At 69.2% G+C, this 19,672-nt stretch carries 18 protein-coding genes and 1 riboswitch; of the genes, 6 read left to right on the top strand and 12 right to left on the bottom strand.

Annotated features, from left to right (window positions below; all coding sequences use genetic code 11):
- Positions 1-24: 24 nt before the first annotated feature.
- The 6 genes from FB563_RS23890 to ctaE form a co-directional block, all read right to left on the bottom strand.
- Positions 25-1,386: an aminotransferase class V-fold PLP-dependent enzyme gene (locus tag FB563_RS23890; protein WP_142218897.1), complete on the bottom strand. Its 1,362-nt coding sequence runs from the start codon at positions 1,384-1,386 to the stop codon at positions 25-27.
- A gap of 158 nt (positions 1,387-1,544) precedes the next feature.
- Positions 1,545-1,661: riboswitch (SAM riboswitch) on the bottom strand.
- 75 nt (positions 1,662-1,736) lie between these two features.
- Positions 1,737-2,801: an anthranilate phosphoribosyltransferase gene (gene trpD / locus FB563_RS23885; RefSeq protein WP_142218896.1), complete on the bottom strand. Its 1,065-nt coding sequence runs from the start codon at positions 2,799-2,801 to the stop codon at positions 1,737-1,739.
- A 125-nt stretch (positions 2,802-2,926) separates the two neighbouring features.
- Positions 2,927-4,564 (bottom strand): cytochrome bc1 complex cytochrome b subunit, encoded by a 1,638-nt coding sequence (qcrB, locus tag FB563_RS23880; RefSeq protein ID WP_142218895.1) that lies wholly within the window; start codon positions 4,562-4,564, stop codon positions 2,927-2,929.
- Positions 4,561-5,619, bottom strand: coding sequence for a cytochrome bc1 complex Rieske iron-sulfur subunit (qcrA, locus tag FB563_RS23875; RefSeq protein WP_142218894.1), 1,059 nt, complete (start codon positions 5,617-5,619; stop codon positions 4,561-4,563). The genes qcrB and qcrA overlap by 4 nt, the downstream gene beginning before the upstream one ends.
- On the bottom strand, positions 5,616-6,428 hold the full coding sequence (gene qcrC, locus FB563_RS23870) for a cytochrome bc1 complex diheme cytochrome c subunit (protein WP_142218893.1): 813 nt from the start codon (positions 6,426-6,428) through the stop codon (positions 5,616-5,618). Before qcrC ends, qcrA begins: the two co-directional genes overlap by 4 nt.
- Positions 6,429-6,491: 63 nt before the next feature.
- Positions 6,492-7,112 (bottom strand): aa3-type cytochrome oxidase subunit III, encoded by a 621-nt coding sequence (gene ctaE / locus FB563_RS23865; protein ID WP_142218892.1) that lies wholly within the window; start codon positions 7,110-7,112, stop codon positions 6,492-6,494.
- A gap of 167 nt (positions 7,113-7,279) precedes the next feature.
- Between ctaE and FB563_RS23860 the strand changes: the two genes are divergently transcribed.
- A complete protein-coding gene (locus tag FB563_RS23860; RefSeq protein WP_055710317.1) occupies positions 7,280-7,681 on the top strand; it encodes a response regulator in 402 nt (133 codons plus the stop codon).
- Positions 7,682-7,716: 35 nt separating this feature from the next.
- Here FB563_RS23860 and FB563_RS23855 read toward each other — a convergent pair whose 3' ends face one another.
- From FB563_RS23855 to ctaC, 4 genes are all read right to left on the bottom strand, one after another.
- Entirely contained in the window at positions 7,717-8,976 is a 1,260-nt protein-coding gene (locus tag FB563_RS23855; protein WP_142218891.1) for a L,D-transpeptidase, read from the bottom strand.
- Positions 8,977-9,140: 164 nt separating this feature from the next.
- Positions 9,141-9,539, bottom strand: a complete 399-nt coding sequence (locus FB563_RS23850; protein WP_023551358.1) for a cytochrome c oxidase subunit 4 — start codon at positions 9,537-9,539, stop codon at positions 9,141-9,143.
- On the bottom strand, positions 9,536-11,269 hold the full coding sequence (ctaD, locus tag FB563_RS23845) for an aa3-type cytochrome oxidase subunit I (protein WP_142218890.1): 1,734 nt from the start codon (positions 11,267-11,269) through the stop codon (positions 9,536-9,538). The genes FB563_RS23850 and ctaD overlap by 4 nt, the downstream gene beginning before the upstream one ends.
- On the bottom strand, positions 11,266-12,225 hold the full coding sequence (ctaC, locus tag FB563_RS23840) for an aa3-type cytochrome oxidase subunit II (RefSeq protein WP_055706855.1): 960 nt from the start codon (positions 12,223-12,225) through the stop codon (positions 11,266-11,268). Before ctaC ends, ctaD begins: the two co-directional genes overlap by 4 nt.
- 284 nt (positions 12,226-12,509) lie before the next feature.
- Here ctaC and FB563_RS23835 point away from each other — a divergent pair, with 284 nt between their 5' ends.
- Positions 12,510-13,889 (top strand): cysteine desulfurase/sulfurtransferase TusA family protein, encoded by a 1,380-nt coding sequence (locus tag FB563_RS23835; RefSeq protein WP_142218889.1) that lies wholly within the window; start codon positions 12,510-12,512, stop codon positions 13,887-13,889.
- 70 nt (positions 13,890-13,959) lie between these two features.
- Here FB563_RS23835 and FB563_RS23830 read toward each other — a convergent pair whose 3' ends face one another.
- Complete coding sequence (locus tag FB563_RS23830) at positions 13,960-14,934, bottom strand: carbohydrate kinase family protein (RefSeq protein ID WP_142218888.1); 975 nt, start codon at positions 14,932-14,934, stop codon at positions 13,960-13,962.
- Between the two features lie 182 nt (positions 14,935-15,116).
- On the opposite strand from FB563_RS23830, the gene FB563_RS23825 reads away from it, so the two are divergent.
- On the top strand, positions 15,117-15,338 hold the full coding sequence (locus FB563_RS23825) for a hypothetical protein (protein WP_055710484.1): 222 nt from the start codon (positions 15,117-15,119) through the stop codon (positions 15,336-15,338).
- 102 nt (positions 15,339-15,440) lie between these two features.
- Positions 15,441-17,036, top strand: coding sequence for a hypothetical protein (locus FB563_RS23820; protein WP_142218887.1), 1,596 nt, complete (start codon positions 15,441-15,443; stop codon positions 17,034-17,036).
- A 91-nt stretch (positions 17,037-17,127) separates the two neighbouring features.
- Here FB563_RS23820 and FB563_RS23815 read toward each other — a convergent pair whose 3' ends face one another.
- Complete coding sequence (locus FB563_RS23815) at positions 17,128-17,484, bottom strand: iron-sulfur cluster assembly accessory protein (RefSeq protein ID WP_028422454.1); 357 nt, start codon at positions 17,482-17,484, stop codon at positions 17,128-17,130.
- A 264-nt stretch (positions 17,485-17,748) separates the two neighbouring features.
- Here FB563_RS23815 and nadA point away from each other — a divergent pair, with 264 nt between their 5' ends.
- Both nadA and FB563_RS23800 read left to right on the top strand, forming a co-directional pair.
- Complete coding sequence (gene nadA, locus FB563_RS23805; RefSeq protein WP_142218885.1) at positions 17,749-18,933, top strand: quinolinate synthase NadA; 1,185 nt, start codon at positions 17,749-17,751, stop codon at positions 18,931-18,933.
- Between the two features lie 151 nt (positions 18,934-19,084).
- A complete protein-coding gene (locus FB563_RS23800; protein WP_055709280.1) occupies positions 19,085-19,663 on the top strand; it encodes a Uma2 family endonuclease in 579 nt (192 codons plus the stop codon).
- Positions 19,664-19,672: the final 9 nt, after the last annotated feature.

Raw genomic sequence — 19,672 nt, 5'->3', positions numbered from 1 at the left:
GCCCAGGCGTCTGCGGCGCGCTGATCACACCGCCGGGACGCAGCGGCCGTCCTCCGTGCGGTACGTCCACTGCGCGCCGTCGGTGACCAGTTCCCGTACCGCCGTCACGAAACGCTCCACGTGCTCGTCGGGGGTGCCCGCGCCGAAGCTCACGCGGATGGCGTTGAGGGACTTCTCGCCCGGCGCGGCCTCGGGGGCGCCGCACTCGCCCTGGGTCTGGGGGTCGCTGCCGAGGAGGGTGCGGACCAGGGGGTGGGCGCAGAAGAGGCCGTCGCGGACGCCGATGCCGTACTCGGCGGACAGGGCGGCGGCGAAGTGGGAGCTGTTCCAGCCCTCGACGACGAAGGAGATCACGCCGACCCGGGGCGCGTCCTCGCCGAAGAGGGAGAGGATCCTGACCTGCGGGACCTCGGCCAGGCCCTCGCGGACCCTGCGGATGAGGTGCTGCTCCCGGGCCACCAGGGTGTCCCAGCCGGCCTCGGTCAGCGCCTTGCAGGCCGCCGCGATGGAGTAGGCACCGATCACATTGGGCGAGCCCGCCTCGTGCCGCGCGGCACTCTCGTGCCACTCCACGTCCACACCCCCGTCCTGACGCCGGGTCACCTTGCGGCTGGCGCCGCCGCCCGCGAGGTACGGCTCGGCGGCGCGCAGCCAGTCGGCGCGGCCGGCCAGGACACCGGAGCCGAAGGGGGCGTACAGCTTGTGCCCCGAGAAGGCGACCCAGTCGACGTCCAGGTCACGGACGGACACGGGGTGGTGGGGGGCCAGCTGGGCGGCGTCCAGGACGATCCGGGCGCCGTGCGCGTGCGCCGCCGCGGCCAGTTCGCGCACCGGCCACAGCTCGCCGGTGACGTTGGAGGCGCCGGTGACGCAGACCAGGGCCGGGCCGTACGGGTCGCGGTCGGCGAGGGCCCGCTCCAGGGTCGCGACGGCCTGCTGCGGGGTGCGCGGGGCGTCGAGGTAGGTGACCTTCGCGTGCTGCCAGGGCAGCAGGGACGCGTGGTGCTCGGTCTCGAAGACGAAGACCTGGCAGCCGGCGGGGAGGGCGCGGGCCAGCAGGTTCAGGGAATCGGTGGTGGAGCGGGTGAAGACCACCTGGTCATCGGCGCGGCAGCCGAGGAACTCGGCGACCGTCCTGCGGGCGTTCTCGAACAGGTCGGTGGAGAGCTGGGAGAGGTAGCCGGCGCCGCGGTGGACGCTGCCGTAGTACGGCGCGTAGGCGGCCACGTCGTCCCAGACACGCTGCAGGGCGGGGGCACTGGCCGCGTAGTCGAGGGCCGCGTAGGTGACCTCGCCGCCGGTGACGAGCGGGACGGTGACATCCCGGCCCAGAACGGGCAGCGGGGAGCAAACGGACTGGTCGGCGGCAGCGGTGAAGACAGACATGGGGGAACTCCCGTGAGGACGCACGCCCGAAGGCGCGGAAGAGAAGAGAAAAGGGTGTGCGGAGGCGGGGCTCTGCGGCCCTATCGCATTCGCTTGCTCACGGAAGGCTCCCTCGATGACCAGGACCCCTGGTCCCGCGCTCTCAGCAGCGCGCGAGGGGTCCGCGCTTGCCGTAGACCTCGCTGCCTACGGCCTGGTCCTCACCCGGGGCACCCCGCCACGGACGGAGGGTTGCCGGACAGTCGGCCGGGGCCTCATGACTGTCACTCATGACCTGGTACGGGAACGTACGCGAAAAGATCGTCGTCCCGCAACCCGTGTCCGGATCGCGGGACGACCGCCGGTGACCGCTAGGCGTTGCTCGCCGCCACCCACCGCTCCAGCGCCCGCTTCGCCGCGCCCGAGTCGATGGACTCGGCGGCCTTGGCCATGCCGGCACGGAGCTGGTCGGCGAGCGGGGCGTCCGCCGGGTCCAGGGCGACGAGGGCCGCCGCGGAGTTCAGCAGCACCGCGTCGCGTACGGCCCCCGTCTCACCGTCGAGCAGACGGCGGGCGACCTCGGCGTTGTGCGACGGGTCGCCGCCGCGCAGCGCCTCCACGGGGACGAGGCCGATGCCGGCGTCCCGCGGGTCGAAGGTCTCCTCGGTGACCTTGCCGTCCCGGACGATCCAGACATGGGACGTGGACGTCGTGGTCAGCTCGTCCAGCCCGTCGTCGCCCCGGAAGACCAGCGAGGAGTTGCCGCGCTCCGCGAGCACGCCCGCGACGATCGGTGCCTCGCGGGCGACGGCCACGCCGACCGCCTGGGCCCGTACCTTCGCCGGATTGGTCAGCGGACCGAGCAGGTTGAACACCGTCCGGATGCCCAACTGCCCGCGGGCGGCGCCCACATGACGCAGCGCGGGGTGGAACTTCACCGCGAAGCAGAAGGTGATGCCGGCCTCCTCCGCGACCTCGGCCACCCGTCGGGGCGTGAGATCGAGGTTGACGCCCAGCTTCTCCAGGACGTCGGAGGACCCGGAGGCGGAGGACGCGGCGCGGTTGCCGTGCTTGACGACCTTCGCGCCCGTACCGGCGACGACCAGCGACGACATGGTGGAGATGTTCACCGTCTTCGCCCCGTCGCCGCCCGTGCCGACGATGTCGACGGTGCGGCCGGGCACCTCGATCACGTTCGCGTGCTCGTACATGGTGCGGACGAGACCGGTGATCTCCTGCACCGTCTGCCCCTTGGCCCGCAGCGCCACCGCGAACCCGGCGATCTGCGCGTCGGTCGCCTCGCCGCGCATGATCCGGTCCATCGCCCACGCGGTGTCGTCGGCGGACAGGTCCTGACCGTCCAGCAGGCCGTTCAGCAGGGCGGGCCAGGAACGGCCCGCCGCGGTGTCGCCTCCAGCGGGGATCACAGCGCTCATTAGCCGCTCCTGGGTGTCGTACACAACATCGGTGGTCCGATCCCAGCCTATCCACCCCCGCACACGGCGAAGGGCCCCGTCCGTAAGCCGGACGGGGCCCTTCGGCGTGGCGTGGCGACGCGGGATCAGTGGTGGCCGTGGCCGCTCGTGATCTCCTTGTACTCCTCGACGGACGGCTTCGGGATCTGGTTGTCCTCGCCGTAGTAGGCGTTGGACAGCTTCACCCGGAGCTTCTCCGAGGCCGGGACCTTGCGCTCGACACCGTTCTCGTCGACCGTCGGGCCGATCTCGGCCGGCTGGTACTGGTGGTGAGCCGTGAGGGTGTGCAGCTGCTCCTGGCTGAGCGGCTCGTGCACCTCGATGAACTCACCGTGCGGCAGCCGCTTGATGATGCCGGTCTCGCGACCGTGCAGCACCTTGTCGCGGTCGCGGCGCTGCAGACCCAGGCAGATCCGCTTGGTGACGATGAACGCGATGATCGGTCCGACGAAGAACCCGATCCGGACGAACCAGGTGACCGCGTTGATCGACAGGTGGAAGTGGGTGGCCCACAGGTCGTTGCCACCGCCGACCAGGGTGATCATGTAGATCGTCACCCAGGCGACACCGAACGCGGTACGCGTCGGGGCGTTGCGCGGGCGGTCCAGGATGTGGTGCTCGCGCTTGTCGCCGGTGATCCAGGACTCGATGAACGGGTAGACCGCGATCGCCGCCAGGACCAGCGGGAAGAGCACCAGCGGGATGAACACGCCCAGGACGAGCGTGTGGCCCGCGAAGTTGATCTCCCAGCCCGGCATGAAGCGGATCAGACCCTCGGCGAAGCCCATGTACCAGTCGGGCTGGGCGCCGGTGGACACCTGGTCCGGACGGTAGGGGCCCATGGCCCAGATCGGGTTGATCTGGGCGACCGCCGCGATGGCCGCGATGACACCGAAGACCAGGAAGAAGAAGCCTCCCGCCTTGGCCATGTAGACCGGCAGCAGCGGCATGCCGACGACGTTGTTGTTGCTCTTGCCCGGACCCGCGAACTGCGTGTGCTTGTGGTAGAAGACCAGGATCAGGTGGCCCACCATCAGGCCGAGCATGATGCCCGGCAGCAGCAGGATGTGGATCGAGTAGAACCGGGCGACGAAGTCGTGGCCGGGGAACTGACCGCCGAAGAGGAAGAACGACAGGTACGTGCCGACGATCGGCACGGACAGGATCGCACCCTCCATGAAGCGGACACCGGTGCCGGAGAGCAGGTCGTCCGGGAGCGAGTAACCGGTGAAGCCGGTGAACATGCCGAGGACGAACAGCAGGAAGCCGAACAGCCAGTTGATCTCACGCGGCTTGCGGAAGGCGCCGGTGAAGAACACGCGCATCATGTGCACGAACATGCCGGCGAGGAAGATCAGCGCGGCCCAGTGGTGGATCTGCCGGATGAGCAGACCACCGCGCACGTCGAAGGAGATGTGCAGGGTCGAGTTGAACGCCTCGGACATCAGCTGTCCCTGCAGCGGGACATAGCTGCCGTGGTACTCCACCTCGTTCATCGACGGGTGGAAGAACAGCGTCAGATAGACACCCGTCAGGATGATGATGATGAAGCTGTACATGCACACTTCGCCCAACATGAACGACCAGTGGTCGGGGAAGATCTTGCGCATGTTGGACTTGGCCAGGGAGTAGATCCCGAGCCGGCCGTCGGCCCAGTCGGCGACCCGCTCGCCGGCCGGTGCCTTCCCGCGAGGGCGGGGCGTCTCGTTCGCTGCAGTACTCATCCGCGCTCCCAGAATGCAGGACCGACGGGCTCCTCGAAGTCGCCGAGCGCCTGGAGGTAACCGTCACTGTCCACGCCGATGCGCAGCTGCGGCAGGGCGTGGCCGGCGGGGCCGAAGATCACTCGGGCACCGTCGGAGAGGTCGAAGGTGGACTGGTGGCACGGGCACAGCACGTGGTGCGTCTGCTGCTCGTACAGCGAGATCGGGCAGCCGACGTGGGTGCAGATCTTGGAGAAGGCGACGATGCCCTCGTGCGACCAGTCGAGCTCGCGCTTGTCCTTGATGTTGCCCGGCTGCAGCCGGACGATCATCAGGGCCGCCTTGGCGATCTCCGTCTGGAACTCCTCGTCCGTCTCCTCCAGCCCGTCGGGCTTGGCGAAGGTGAGGGAGCCGACGGCGACGTCCTCGGGGCGCAGCGGCTGACCCGTGTTCATGTTGACCAGGCGCTTGCCCTTGGCCCACAGGGTGTGACGCAGCGAGGAGCCGGGCAGCGGGCCGAGGTCGCGCAGCAGCATGACGCCGGAGAGCGGGAACAGGGCCAGCGCGCCGAACATCGTGTTGCGCAGCAGCTTGCGGCGGCCGAGCGCCGACTCCTCGGCGCCCTGGCGGAAGTCCGCGTGGACCTTCGCGCGGACGTCGGCCGGGGCCTCGATGGCGTGCCGCTCGTCGGCGACCTCCACGTCGGACATCAGGGTGCGGGCCCAGTGGACCGCGCCCGCGCCGATGCAGAACAGCGCCGTACCGAGGGTCAGGCCCAGCGCGAAGTTCAGCGCGCTGAGGTGCCCGATCGGGAAGACGAAGATGCTCTTGTCGTGCGGGATCGTCACGTAGGAGACGATGAAGCCGACGGTGGCCAGCATCGACACGGTGAACAGCAGGGCGACCGTGCGCTCGGACCGCCTGGCGGCCCGCTCGTCGATGTCCTGGATCCGGTGCTCGTGGGGCGGCAGTCCCGGGTCGGCGAACGGGTTCTCCTCGTCCGCGATCCCTACCGCGCCGCGGGCGTGCTCCTGCTCAGCGGGCAGGTTCTCTTCTGGAATGTCTTGGCTACTCATGACTTCTTGGCCTTTGCGGTCCGAGCGGCGACCCAGACGGCGACCACGATCAGCGCGCCGAGGCCGAAGATCCAGGCGAACAGACCCTCACTGACCGGCCCGAGGCCGCCCAGCTCCAGACCGCCGGGGTTCGTCGTCTCGCTGCTGTCGACCGCGTGCAGGTACGCGATGATGTCCTTCTTGTTCTTCGAGGACAACGTGGTGTCCGGGAAGGACGGCATGTTCTGCGGGCCGGTCTGCATGGCCTCGTAGATGTGCTTCGGGTCGACGCCCTCGAGCGTCGGCGCGAACTTGCCCTTGGTGAGGGCACCGCCCTTGCCGGTGAAGTTGTGGCACTGCGCGCAGTTGGTGCGGAACAGCTCGCCACCCTTGGCGATGTCGGCGCCGTCAGGGCCGTACTGGTCCTTGGTGGGCACGCTCGGGCCCGCGCCCAGCGAGGCGATGTACGCGGCGAGCTGGTCGATCTGCGTCTGGTTGTAGACGACCTTCTTGCGCGGGACCTGGGCGCCCTGCGAGGTGGCGGCCGGCATACGGCCGGTGCCGACCTGGAAGTCGACCGCCGCGGCGCCCACGCCGACCAGGCTCGGCCCGTCGGAGGAGCCCTGGCCACCGGTGCCGTGGCAGCTGGCGCAGCCGACCTCGTAGAGCTTCTTGCCCTCCTGGATGGTCAGAGACTGGGCGGAATCATCGGCCTGCGCCTTGCCCGCGGGTGCGAACGCGGCGTACAGCCCCCCAGTGGCCGCCAGCGCGAGGAGTAGGACGACGACCGCCGCCAGCGGATGGCGTCGTCGTGCGGAGAGCTTTTTCACGGATTACCCCGGTGTCAGGATCTTCTGCGTCGGTGCTTCTGGATGTGCGGGAGCCGGTCCCGACTACTTGATCAGGTAGATCGTGGCGAAAAGGCCGATCCAGACCACATCGACGAAGTGCCAGTAGTAGGACACGACGATGGCGGCGGTCGCCTGCTCGTGGGTGAACCTCTTGGCCATGTAGGTGCGGCCGAGGACCAGCAGGAAGGCGATGAGACCGCCCGTCACGTGCAGGCCGTGGAAGCCGGTGGTCAGATAGAACACCGAGCCGTACGGGTCGGAGGAGAGCGAGATGCCCTCGTCCTTCACCAGGCTCGTGTACTCGTAGATCTGACCGCCGATGAAGATCGCACCCATGATGAAGGTGACGATGAACCACCCGCGGAGCTTCTTCACGTCACCCCGCTCGGCCGCGAACACGCCGAGCTGGCAGGTGAGCGAGGAGAGCACCAGGATCGTGGTGTTCGTCGCGGAGAAGGGCACATTGAGCGCGTCGGCCATGTGCTTCCAGTGCGCCGGACCCGTCACCGATCGCAGGGTGAAGTACATCGCGAAGAGGGCCGCGAAGAACATCAGCTCGGAACTCAGCCAGATGATGGTTCCGACGCTGGTGAGGTTCGGCCGGTTGACCGACGGGTGCGCGTGCCCGGTTTCTACTGTCGTTGCTGTCGCCACGACCGACATTATGTCGGTCGCTTATCCCGCCCTCACTCCGGGGGGTGCCGTTCGGAGTGTTGCTGCCCGCCGAACCGGTGTTGACGTGGTGTTCATGGGGACTTCCACGGGAGTAAGCTCCGCCCCGAACGGCCCTGTCCGTCCCGTCCGTACGACGCTGACGTCCCGGAGGAACAATGCAGCCGACCGCCACGGTGCTGGTCTACAGCGACGACTCCAACACCCGCGAGCAAGTACGGCTGGCCGCCGGCCGCAGGCCCGCTCCCGACGTCCCCTTGGTCGAGTTCGTGGAGTGCGCGACGCCGCAGGCGGTGCTCCGGGAGCTGGACAGAGGGGGCATCGACGTGTGCGTGCTCGACGGTGAGGCCGTGCCGATGGGGGGTATGGGGGTCTGCCGGCAGATCAAGGACGAGGTGTTCAACTGTCCGCCGGTGCTGCTGCTGATGGGGCGGCCGCAGGACGCGTGGCTGGCGACGTGGAGCCGGGCCGATGCGGCCGTGACTCTTCCGGTGGATCCTGTGGAGTTCGCGTCGGCGTTGGCCTCCTTGCTGCGGCAGAGGCGGTTGGTGGGCGCCTAGCCGCGCATGGGACGCCCCGCGCCCCTTCCGTGCGCCTACACCGCCGTCGGCTGCAGACGTGCCGTGTCCGCCTCGGAGGGGGCGTCCGGCTTGTCGTTGACGAGGGCGCTGCCCTTGCGCCACTTCTTCCAGTCGACGTTCCAGTCGCCGAAGCCGTTGCCGAAGTCTTCCATCTGGTGGCCGCGGGAGTTGACGACCCTGACGATGTCGCCCTGGTGAATGTTGGCGAAGAACCACTGGGCGTTGCCGGTGCTCATGCCCGTGCAGCCGTGGCTGACGTTGGCGTAGCCCTGTGAACCCACGGACCAGGGCGCGGCGTGGACGTACTCGCCGGACCAGGTCACCCGGGTGGAGTAGTAGACGTTCAGGTCGTAGGAGTCGGAGCTGCTCGCGGAGATGCCGATCGTGGTGCCGCGCATGCGTACGACGTACGCCTTCTCCAGGACGACTTTGATGCCGTTGCGGGTGTCGTAGCCGGGCCGGCCGGTGGTGACGGGGATCCGCTTGATCACGTCGCCGTTCTTGTAGAACGTCAGCTCGTGCGCCGCGGCGTCCGTGAGGGCCTCGATCCGGTCACCCGTGGTGATCTTCACCGGTTTCGACGGGCCGCCCCACAGCCGGTCGCTGATCCTGATGCCGTCCAGGTTGCTGTGCACCGTGATGGTGGCGTGGGTGGGCCAGTACTCCTGGGGCCGGTAGTGGAGTTCCTTGTCGCTCACCCAGTACCAGGAGCCCTGCACGGCCGGCGCGGAGTCCACCCGGAGGGCGCGCTCCACGATGGCGCGCTGCGCCTTGTCCTTGACCGCCTGGTCGAGTTCGGCGGTGATGGGCTGCCCGACCCCGTACTGGCCCGACTTCGGCCCGAAGGTGACGGTCAGGCGCTTCCTGCTGGTGGGCCTGCTGGTGTCGAACGTGAAGACCTTGCGACCGGGCGCGTCGTCGTCGTCCTCGGTGCTCACCGTGACCGTGTAGTGGGCGTTGGCGGCCAGCGGGGCCGTGCTGTGCCATCTGCTGCCGTCGGCGGAGAGTTCGCCCGCCACATAGCGCCCTGTGGAGTCCTGGGCGGTGACGTCGGTGATGCGGTCGTCGCCGTTGGCGGTGATCTCCAGGGGCTTGTCCGGGTCGACCCGCTTCCCCTCGTCGGAGTCGCCGTTGAGGGAGACCAGGTCCGCCGCGTCGTACGGCTTGTCCGCCAGGGCGTTGCCGTCCGAACTGCAGGCGGTGAGGCCCGCGCCGAGCGCGGTCACCAGCAGGGTGCAGCTGACGACGGTGCGGGTCCGCGGAGTGTGGTTCATACGATCACGCTATGAGGCGCTGACCCCATTGGCGCGGTGAGTAACCCGTACGAGCGATCGACACTGCGGCAAAGGAACGACCGCACCGGGGTGGCCTGTGGAAAAGCCGGAGGCCCGGACCCTCCTGAAGGAGCGTCCGGGCCTCCGGTGCGTGCACTCGGGTGCTACTGGGTGCGGTTCTCACCGTGGTAGTACTCGAACACCCAGCCGAACAGACCGACCACGATGAACGGGGCGGAGAAGTAGATCAGCCACCAGCCGACCGCGATGCTGAGGAAGGCGATCGCGCCGCCGAAGCCCAGCATGAGCGGCTGCCAGCTGTGCGGGCTGAAGAAGCCCAGCTCGCCCGCGTCGTCCGCGACGTCGGCCTCCTTGTCGTCCTGGGCGCCCGCGTCGACCCGCCGGGCGGTGAAGCCCAGGTAGAAGCCGATCATGACGCTCAGGCCGAAGGCCAGGAACAGTGCGGTGGTACCGGCCGGCTCCTTCGACCACACGCCATACACGATGGCCATGATCAGGATGAAGACGCTCAGCCAGATGAACATCCGACCCTGGATCTTCACTTGCCGGCCTCCTTGCTGCCCGCGATGGCGGTGCCGTGACCGCTGTGCGCGAGCTGCTCGAGCGCGGCGATCTCAGGGTGGTGCAGGTCGAACGCCGGGGATTCGCTGCGGATCCGCGGCAGGGTGAGGAAGTTGTGCCGCGGCGGCGGGCAGGACGTCGCCCACTCGAGCGAACGGCCGTAGCCCCACGGGTCGTCCACGCCGACCGGCTTGCCGTACTTGGCCGTCTTCCAGACGTTGTAGAGGAACGGCAGGATCGACAGGCCGAGCAGGAAGGAGCTGATCGTCGAGACCGTGTTCAGGGCGGTGAAGCCGTCGGCCGCCAGGTAGTCGGCGTAGCGGCGGGGCATGCCCTCGGCGCCCAGCCAGTGCTGGACCAGGAAGGTGCCGTGGAAGCCGATGAACAGCGTCCAGAAGGTGATCTTGCCGAGGCGCTCGTCCAGCATCTTGCCGGTCCACTTCGGCCACCAGAAGTGGAAGCCGGAGAACATCGCGAAGACGACCGTGCCGAAGACCACGTAGTGGAAGTGGGCCACCACGAAGTACGAGTCGGAGACGTGGAAGTCCATCGGCGGCGAGGCCAGGATGACACCGGTCAGACCACCGAACGTGAAGGTGATCAGGAAGCCGGTCGCCCACAGCATCGGGGTCTCGAAGGACAGCGAGCCCTTCCACATGGTGCCGATCCAGTTGAAGAACTTCACACCGGTCGGTACGGCGATCAGGAAGGTCATGAAGGAGAAGAACGGCAGCAGCACACCACCGGTGACGTACATGTGGTGGGCCCACACGGTCACGGACAGACCGGCGATCGCGATGGTCGCGGCGATCAGGCCCATGTAGCCGAACATCGGCTTACGGGAGAACACCGGGATCACTTCGGAGATGATTCCGAAGAACGGCAGGGCGATGATGTACACCTCCGGGTGTCCGAAGAACCAGAAGAGGTGTTGCCACAGCAGGGCTCCGCCGTTCGCGGCGTCGAACACGTGGGCGCCGAACTTGCGGTCCGCCTCCAGGGCGAACAGCGCGGCCGCGAGGACCGGGAAGGCCAGCAGGACCAGGACACCGGTCAGCAGCACGTTCCACACGAAGATCGGCATGCGGAACATGGTCATGCCCGGCGCGCGCATGCAGATGATCGTGGTGATGAAGTTGACCGAGCCGAGGATGGTGCCGAAGCCGGAGAAGGCCAGACCCATGATCCACATGTCGGCACCGATGCCCGGGCTGCGGACCGCGTCCGACAGCGGGGAGTAGGCGAACCAGCCGAAGTCGGCCGCACCCTCGGGGGTGAGGAAGCCGCCCACCGCGATGGTCGAGCCGAACAGGTACAGCCAGTAGGCGAACATGTTCAGCCGCGGGAACGCCACGTCCGGCGCGCCGATCTGCAGCGGCATGATCCAGTTCGCGAAGCCGGCGAACAGCGGCGTCGCGAACATCAGCAGCATGATCGTGCCGTGCATCGTGAACGCCTGGTTGAACTGCTCGTTCGACATGATCTGCAGGCCCGGACGGGCCAGCTCGGCGCGCATGAGCAGCGCCATCACGCCACCGATCAGGAAGAACGCGAACGACGTCGCCAGATACAGCGTGCCGATCGTCTTGTGGTCGGTGGTCGTCAGCCACTTCACCACGACATTGCCGGGCTGCTTGCGCCTGACCGGCAGCTCGTCCGCGTACGCGCCTTCAGCTGCCGCGGCACCCTGGGGTTCGTTGAGGATGCTCACAGGTTGTTCGTCTCCCGGTTCTTCTCGTGGCTCGTCTGCGCGATGCCGGCGGGAATGTAACCGGTCTGCCCCTTCTTGGCGAGGTCCTGGAGGTGCTTCTGGTACGCCGCAGGGGAGACGACCTTCACGTTGAACAGCATGCGCGAGTGGTCGACACCGCAGAGCTCGGCGCACTTGCCGAGGAAGGTGCCCTCGTGGTTCGGGGTCACCTGGAAGGCATTGGTGTGGCCCGGGATGACGTCCTGCTTCATCAGGAACGGCACCACCCAGAAGGAGTGGATGACGTCACGGGAGGTCAGCACGAAGCGGACCGTCTCGCCCTTGGGGAGCCAGAGCGTCGGACCGGGGTTGTTCGTCTGTGGGTTCCGCGTGCCCGGGGTGCCGACGTCGTAGACACCGCCGGCGTTCGCCGGGAAGTCCTTCTTGAACCGGTCCGGAATGGCGTCCAGGTTCTTGTCGGTCTTGGCGTCGCCGGAGACACCGGGGACGTTCTCGACGTAGTTGAAGCCCCAGCTCCACTGGAAGCCGACCACGTTGATGGTGACGTCGGGCTTCTTGTCGAGGCTGAGCAGCTTCGACTCGTCCCGGGCCGTGAAGTAGAAGAGCACCGAGATGATGATGATCGGGACCACCGTGTACAGGGCCTCGATCGGCATGTTGTACCGGGTCTGCGGAGGTACCTCGACCTTGGTGCGGCTGCGCCGGTGGAACATGGCGCTCCACAGGATCAGGCCCCACACCAGCACGCCGACGGCGAGCGCGGCAGCCCAGGAGCCCTGCCACAGGGAGAGGATCCGCGGAGCCTCTTCCGTGGTCGGGGTGGGCATGCCAAGGCGGGGGAAGTCCTTGTATGTGCAACCGGTTGCGGTCGCCAGGACCAGGCCCGCGGTCAGTGCCTGCAGCAGCTTCCGCCGCATCGGGCGCCGCGGCGAGCGGTCGGAGCCGTTGGGACTCACGTAGCGCCTTCCCGAGAGTCTCGCCCGCGCGGTCGGCTGCGGCCTTCTTCTCGCTGGTCGGTCGCCGCCCTGCGTCGGGCAGGGGTTTGGATGTTTATGCGGACCAAACCCTAGCCCACCCTCTCCGAGGGTTCGCGGGGAGGGGTGCCTACTGAGTTGGGTGGTTCGCTGGATTGGCGGCTGCGGGTCCATTGTGGCTGGTCGCGCCCCGCGGCGGAGCCGCTGATGTCACAGCCCCGCGCCCCTTTGGGGCGCTGCCCTGACCGGCGGTTTAGCGTTGCCGTATGGCCTACTTTGACGCTGCTTCCGCCGCTCCCCTCCATCCCGTGGCCCGTCAGGCGTTGTTGGCCTCTTTGGATGAGGGGTGGGCCGATCCTGCACGGCTGTACCGGGAGGGACGCAAGGCCCGGATGCTGCTGGACGCTGCCCGGGAGGCGGCTGCTGAGGCCGTGGGGTGCCGGGCGGACGAGGTGGTGTTCACGTCGTCGGGGACCCGGGCCCTGCACAGCGGGATCGCAGGGGCGTTGGCCGGGCGGCGGCGGGTCGGGCGTCACCTGGTCGTGTCCGCTGTCGAACATTCCTCCGTGCTCCACGCGGCGGAGGTGTTCGAGGCGGACGGGGGGGCGGTCACCCAAGTGGCCGTCAATCGGGCCGGAGCCGTCACCCCGTCGGACTACGCCTCCGCCCTGCGCCCGGACACCGCGCTGGCGTGCCTGCAGTCGGCCAACCACGAGGTGGGCACCGCGCAGCCGGTCGCCGAGGTGGCCGAGGTGTGCCGGGGCGCCGGGGTGCCGCTGCTGGTGGACGCGGCGCAGTCGCTGGGGTGGGGGCCCGTCGAGGGCGACTGGTCGCTGCTCACGGCCAGTGCGCACAAATGGGGCGGGCCGTCCGGGGTCGGACTGCTCGTCGTACGCAAGGGGGTGCGGTTCGCCGCCCAAGGGCCCCTCGACGAGCGGGAGTCCGGGCGGGCTCCCGGGTTCGAGAACATCCCGGCGATCGTGGCGGCCGTCGCCTCCCTGCGGGCGGTGCGGGCCGAGGCGGCCCAGGAGGCGGTACGGCTACGGCAGCTGACGGAGCGGATCCGGACGCGGGTACCGGAGGCCGTGACGGATGTGGAGGTCGTCGGCGACCCCGAGCGGCGGCTGCCCGGGATCGTCACCTTCTCCTGCCTCTACGTCGACGGCGAGGCCCTGCTGCACGAACTGGACCGGGAGGGCTTCTCCGTCTCCTCGGGTTCCTCCTGCACCAGCAGCACGCTGACGCCCAGCCATGTACTGAGGGCGATGGGCGTGCTGAGCGAGGGGAACGTCCGGGTGTCCCTGCCGATGGGGGTGGCCGAGGAGGACGTGGAGCGGTTCCTCGCGGTGCTGCCGGGGGTGGTGGCGGGCGTCCGGGAGAAGCTGGGCGCGCCCGCCGCTCCGGCCGCTCAGGAGAGCCGCGGGGAAGTACTCGTCGACTCCCTGGGCAAGCGCTGCCCGATTCCGGTCATCGAGCTGGCCAAGGTGTTCGGGCAGGTGCCGGTGGGTGGGACCGTACGGGTGCTCTCGGACGACGAGGCGGCCCGCCTGGACATCCCGGCCTGGTGCGAGATGCGGGGGCAGGAGTACGTCGGGGAGGAGCCTGCGGAGGGGGGAACGGCGTACCTGGTACGCCGGGTGAGCTGAAGGGGGTCCGGCAGCCGACGACGGCGCTCGCGAGGCGGACGAACAGTCGCCCGCGAGCGCCAGTACCGTGTCAGCGCAGGTGGGCCTGGACTTCCTCGCCGGCGGAATCCCCGTACGCCTTCACGAACCGCTCCATGAAGTGCCCCCGCCGCAACTGGTACTCCTGCGTGCCCACGGTCTCGATGACCAGCGTGGCCAGCATGCAGCCCACCTGCGCCGCGCGCTCCAGGGAGACACCCCAGGCCAGTCCCGACAGGAACCCCGCGCGGAAGGCGTCGCCGACACCCGTGGGGTCGGCCTTGCGCTCCTCCTCGGGGCAGCCGACCTCGATGGGGTCCTCGCCGACCCGCTCGATGCGCACCCCGCGCGAGCCGAGCGTGGTGACGCGGTGGCCGACCCTGGCCAGGATCTCGGCGTCGCTCCAGCCGGTCTTGGTCTCGATGAGGCCCTTCTCGTACTCGTTGGAGAACAGGTACGTCGCCCCGTCCAGCAGTATCCGGATCTCCTCCCCCTCCATCCGGGCGATCTGCTGGGAGAAGTCGGCGGCGAAGGGGATCGCGCGGGAGCGGCACTCCTCCGTGTGGCGGAGCATCGCCTCCGGGTCGTCGGCACCGATGAGGACCAGGTCCAGGCCGCCGACGCGGTCGGCGACGGTCTTCAGCTCGATGAGGCGGGCCTCGCTCATCGCGCCGGTGTAGAACGAGCCGATCTGGTTGTGGTCGGCGTCGGTGGTGCACACGAAGCGGGCGGTGTGCAGGGTCTCGGAGATCCGGACCGAGTCGGTGTCCACGCCGTGCCGGTCGAGCCAGGCCCGGTACTCGTCGAAGTCGAAGCCGGCGGCGCCGACCAGGATCGGCGCGGTGCCGAGCTGGCCCATGCCGAAGGCGATGTTGGCGCCGACGCCGCCCCGGCGCACGTCCAGGTTGTCGACCAGGAAGGAGAGCGAGACCGTGTGCAGCTGGTCCGCGACGAACTGGTCGGCGAAACGGCCGGGGAAGGTCATGAGGTGGTCGGTGGCGATGGAGCCGGTGACTGCGATGCGCACGTCGGCATTCTCCTGCGGAATCAAAAGGTGCGCGCGTTAGCGCTCGTTGGAAGGGCGGTGGTGGGAGACGGGAGGGCGGGTTGACAGTTCACGCTACCCGCTCGGCCGTCCCCGCTGCAGCTGGCGAAACTACCCGATAGTAGCCCTTTCTTCGCGGTCCGCAGCAGGCCTACCGTGCGGTCATGACGAACCTCAAGTTCCGCCACACCGCCCCCGCCGGCCTCTGGAGTGACTCCGAGGACGACCTCGCCGCACTGCGCGGCGACTGCGCCCGGATGGCCCCGCACTGGACGGTCCCCGAGCACGCCGAGCCCGGGCCGGTGCCGCCGTCCCTGATCCACGGGGTGACCGTGCCGGCGCGGTCCGCGCGGCTGCTGGACGCGATGTCCGACTACGGCGACTGACGCGCGGGGCGCATTGCGCAGGGAACCGCACGCTCCCCTCCCGCGTCCCATCGCCGTCCCCCAGGCGGGGGATGCGGGATACGACCAGCGAGGAGCGATGCGGTGAACACCGAGCGACCCGAGAACCGCGAGCACCCCGAGGGCTCCGAGCACACCGAGAGCGCGGGGAGCGGCGGGAGCGGCGGGAGCCAGGAGGGCTTCGCGGACTCGGGGAAGCCTGAGCCGTCGGCCGCCACGGCGGAGGGCGCCGACGGCACCGACGCCACCGGCGATCTCGGCGTCGACGGCGCGGAGGGCGGGCCGGCCGGCCGGCGACGGTCGCGGCTCGTCGTCGTCTCCGTCGCCGCCGCCGTGCTGCTGGTCGGCGGCGGTGGCGCCTATCTCGCGGCGAGCGGCGGCACCGGCGGCCGTACGGGCGGACCGGGCGCGACCGGCGCCGGCGCCACTCCCCCGCCGCTCGCCCTGGACGGCTGGAGCAGCGGCAACGGCATCGCTCCGGGCGAGCCGGACCCGTACGGCGCGAGGTACGTCGCCCACGGCGAGCTGCCGGCCGGTCCCGGCTCCGCGCCCGTGTACGCGCCGAAGGGCGAGGTCGGCAAGGACGCGGTGGCCCGGCTGGCCAAGGCGCTGGGCGTCGACGGCACCCCGGTCGCCGACGGCCGGATCTGGCGGGTCGGCGGCAAGGACGGCTCCGGGCCGAGCCTGACGGTGAACCGGGACGCTCCGGGCAGCTGGACGTTCAGCCGGTATGTGCCGGGCACCGACGACTGCAAGAAGGGTGTCCTGTGCACGCACGACCCGATGGGCCCGACCGGCACCCCGGTGAACGTGCGGAAGGCGACCGAGGTGGCCGCGCCGGTGCTGAAGGCGGCGGGGCTGGACGACGCGAAGATCGACGCGAGCCAGGTCCTGGGGAGTCAGCGGGTCGTCAATGCCGACCCGGTGGTCGGCGGGCTGCCGACGTACGGCTGGACGACCGGCCTGACCGTGGACCGGCAGGGGGAACTGGTCGGCGGGCACGGGCTGCTCGGCGCGCCGGCGAAGGGCGACACGTATCCCGTGCTGACCGCCGCGAAGACGCTGAAGCTGATGAACGCGGCGCCGAAGAGCGACCACCGCATGGGCATCGGCGGCTGCGCCAGTCCGGTGCCGCTGAAGAACCGGCTGGAGCAGCCCTGCGGCGCGGCCACGGGAGTACCGAAGGGTGACACGGTCACCGTGCGGAAGGCTGTGTTCGGGCTGGCCGCGCACTCCGTCGCGGGGCGGCGGACGCTGGTGCCGTCCTGGCTGTTCGAGGTCGGCCAGGGTGCCACGGTGGCCTATCCGGCGGTGGATCCCCGGTACCTGGCGCCGGCGGCCACACCCTCGGCGCCGGCGCCGTCCGGGACACCCACGGCCCGGACGGTGAAGGTCACCGGCTACTCGGCCGAGGGCCGTGAGCTGACCGTGAGCTTCTACGGCGGGGTGTGTGCGGACTACACGGTGGCGGCGAAGGAGGCCGGTGAGCGGGTGGCGGTGACGGTCACCGAGCACCCCTGGCCGGACAAGGTGTGTGTGCTGATCGCCAAGGAGTACGTGAAGACCGTCCAGCTGTCCACACCCCTCGACGGACGGACCGTGGTCGGTGCCGACGGCGACCGGATCCCGCGGACCGAGCCGGGCGCGCTGCACCCGGACACTTCGGCGCAGTCGCGTTAACGCCCCCGGGACACGACGAAGGCGGCGGCTCCCCGACAGGAGGCCGCCGCCTTTCCAGGTCCGTCAGGCCGTCAGGCCATGACCCCTCGGCTCAGCTGAAGGAGTCGCCGCAGGCGCAGGAGCCGGTGGCGTTCGGGTTGTCGATCGTGAAGCCCTGCTTCTCGATCGTGTCCACGAAGTCGATGGTGGCGCCGCCCAGGTACGGAGCGCTCATCCGGTCCGTGACGACCTTGACCCCGCCGAAGTCCTTCTCCACGTCGCCGTCGAGCGAGCGCTCGTCGAAGAAGAGCTGGTAGCGCAGGCCGGAGCAGCCGCCGGGCTGGACGGCGACGCGCAGCGCGAGGTCGTCGCGGCCTTCCTGGTCGAGCAGGGCCTTGACCTTGGCCGCGGCGGCGTCGGTCAGGATGATGCCGTCGGTGACGGTGGTGGTCTCGTCCGATACGGACATCTACATCTCTCCCGGGTTGTACGGAGACTGCTTGCCGACGAGTGCAACCGGCGCTTCCGCGGATTCATTCCGGGCCGGGCAGTCACGTTGTCGCCTTTTTGCTTCCGCCTTCATGCTCGCACATGCCCCCCGCGGTCGACAGCGGCCTGTGGAGGGACCGGAGCGGGATTCACGTCACATCGACGCTATGGCCATCGTCAAACTGACGTGAACCAGTTATGATAGATAGCGTCAGTTAGACGAAAAGTAGAAAGGGTGCGTGTCGTGACCACCGCCCAGACCCCGGAACTCGACGTGCAGCCGACTCCGCTCGCCCTGCTGCTGCTCGGCCGTGAGGCCGACCCGAAGAGCGAGCGGGGCGTCGAGTGTCCCGGTGACCTGCCCTCGCCGTCCGACCCGGACCTGGTCGCGCGCGCCCGTGCGGCCAAGGAGAAGCTCGGCGACAAGGTCTTCGTGCTCGGCCACCACTACCAGCGCGACGAGGTCATCCAGTTCGCCGACGTCACGGGTGACTCCTTCAAGCTGGCCCGGGACGCGGCCGCGCGCCCGGAGGCCGAGTACATCGTCTTCTGCGGTGTGCACTTCATGGCCGAGTCGGCGGACATCCTCACCTCCGACGACCAGAAGGTCGTCCTGCCCGACCTCGCCGCCGGCTGCTCCATGGCCGACATGGCGACGGCCGAGCAGGTCGCGGAGTGCTGGGACGTCCTGACCGAGGCGGGCATCGCCGAGCAGGTGGTCCCCGTGTCGTACATGAACTCCTCGGCCGACATCAAGGCCTTCACCGGCAAGCACGGCGGCACGATCTGCACCTCGTCGAACGCCAAGCGTGCCCTCGACTGGGCCTTCGAGCAGGGCGAGAAGGTGCTCTTCCTGCCCGATCAGCACCTCGGCCGCAACACCGCCGTACGGGACATGGGCATGTCCCTGGACGACTGCGTGGTCTACAACCCGCACAAGCCGAACGGCGGGCTGACCGCCGAGGAGCTGCGCGCCGCGAAGATGATCCTGTGGCGCGGGCACTGCTCCGTCCACGGCCGCTTCAGCCTGGACTCGGTCAACGACGTGCGCGAGCGCATCCCGGGCGTGAACGTCCTGGTCCACCCGGAGTGCAAGCACGAGGTCGTGGCCGCGGCGGACTACGTCGGCTCCACCGAGTACATCATCAAGGCCCTGGAGGCCGCCCCGGCCGGCTCCAAGTGGGCCATCGGCACCGAGCTGAACCTGGTCCGGCGGCTGGCGAACCGTTTCGCGCCGGAGGGCAAGGAGATCGTCTTCCTCGACAAGACGGTCTGCTTCTGCTCGACCATGAACCGCATCGACCTGCCCCACCTGGTCTGGGCCCTGGAGTCCCTGGCCGAGGGCAACCTGGTCAACCGGATCGAGGTCGACCAGGAGACCGAGGCCTTCGCCAAGCTGGCCCTGGAGCGGATGCTGGCGCTGCCGTAACGGCACATCGGCACATCGCGCATGTCAGGGGCGCCTCCCGGTGTCGGGGGGCGCCCCTTTCGTGCCACGATCGAGGGAACGGTTCCCGATCTCTTGGACAGGTGATCTTCGGATGTCCCAGTCTGGCGAGCGACCGAAGGAGGGGCGTGACATGACCGCGATGGCGCACGAGCCGCTCACGCAGGCGGACGTCCTGCTCGAGGGTTTTCTCGCCCTGGACACCCCAGAGGGTTTCCGGGCCGAGCTGATCGAGGGGGAGATCGTCGTGACGCCGCCGCCGGACGGGGACCACGAGGACTGCATCGGGCTGATCCTGAACCAGGTGATCAAGCGGTCACGGACCGACATGCAGTTCTCCGGTAACAAGGGCCTGAAGTTGAAGAGCGGTGGCCGCTGCCCGAAGGACCACGTGATTCCTGATGGCACCTTCGCTCCCAGCGAGCTGCGGCTCTTCCGGGGCGCCGACCCCTGGATGCCCTCCGACGGCGTCGCCATGGTCCTGGAAGTGACCTCCACCAAGCCCACGGCGGACCGTGATGCCAAGCGCCACTGCTACGCCCGCGCGGGCATCCCGCTGTACCTCCTCGTGGACCGGGACACCTCCTCGGTCACGCTGTTCAGCGACCCCAGGAACGAGGACTACCGCCAGCACTCCACCGTCCCGTTCGGCAAGTCCCTCGCCCTGCCCGAACCGTTCGGCTTCGAGCTGGAGACCACGGACTTCCTCTGACCCGCGCAC

The sequence above is a fragment of the Streptomyces puniciscabiei genome, from assembly GCF_006715785.1.
In the GTDB taxonomy this organism is placed as follows: domain Bacteria; phylum Actinomycetota; class Actinomycetes; order Streptomycetales; family Streptomycetaceae; genus Streptomyces; species Streptomyces puniciscabiei.
Note: the sequence above shows the minus strand (reverse complement) of the source record. Positions and strands in the feature narration are given on the sequence as shown.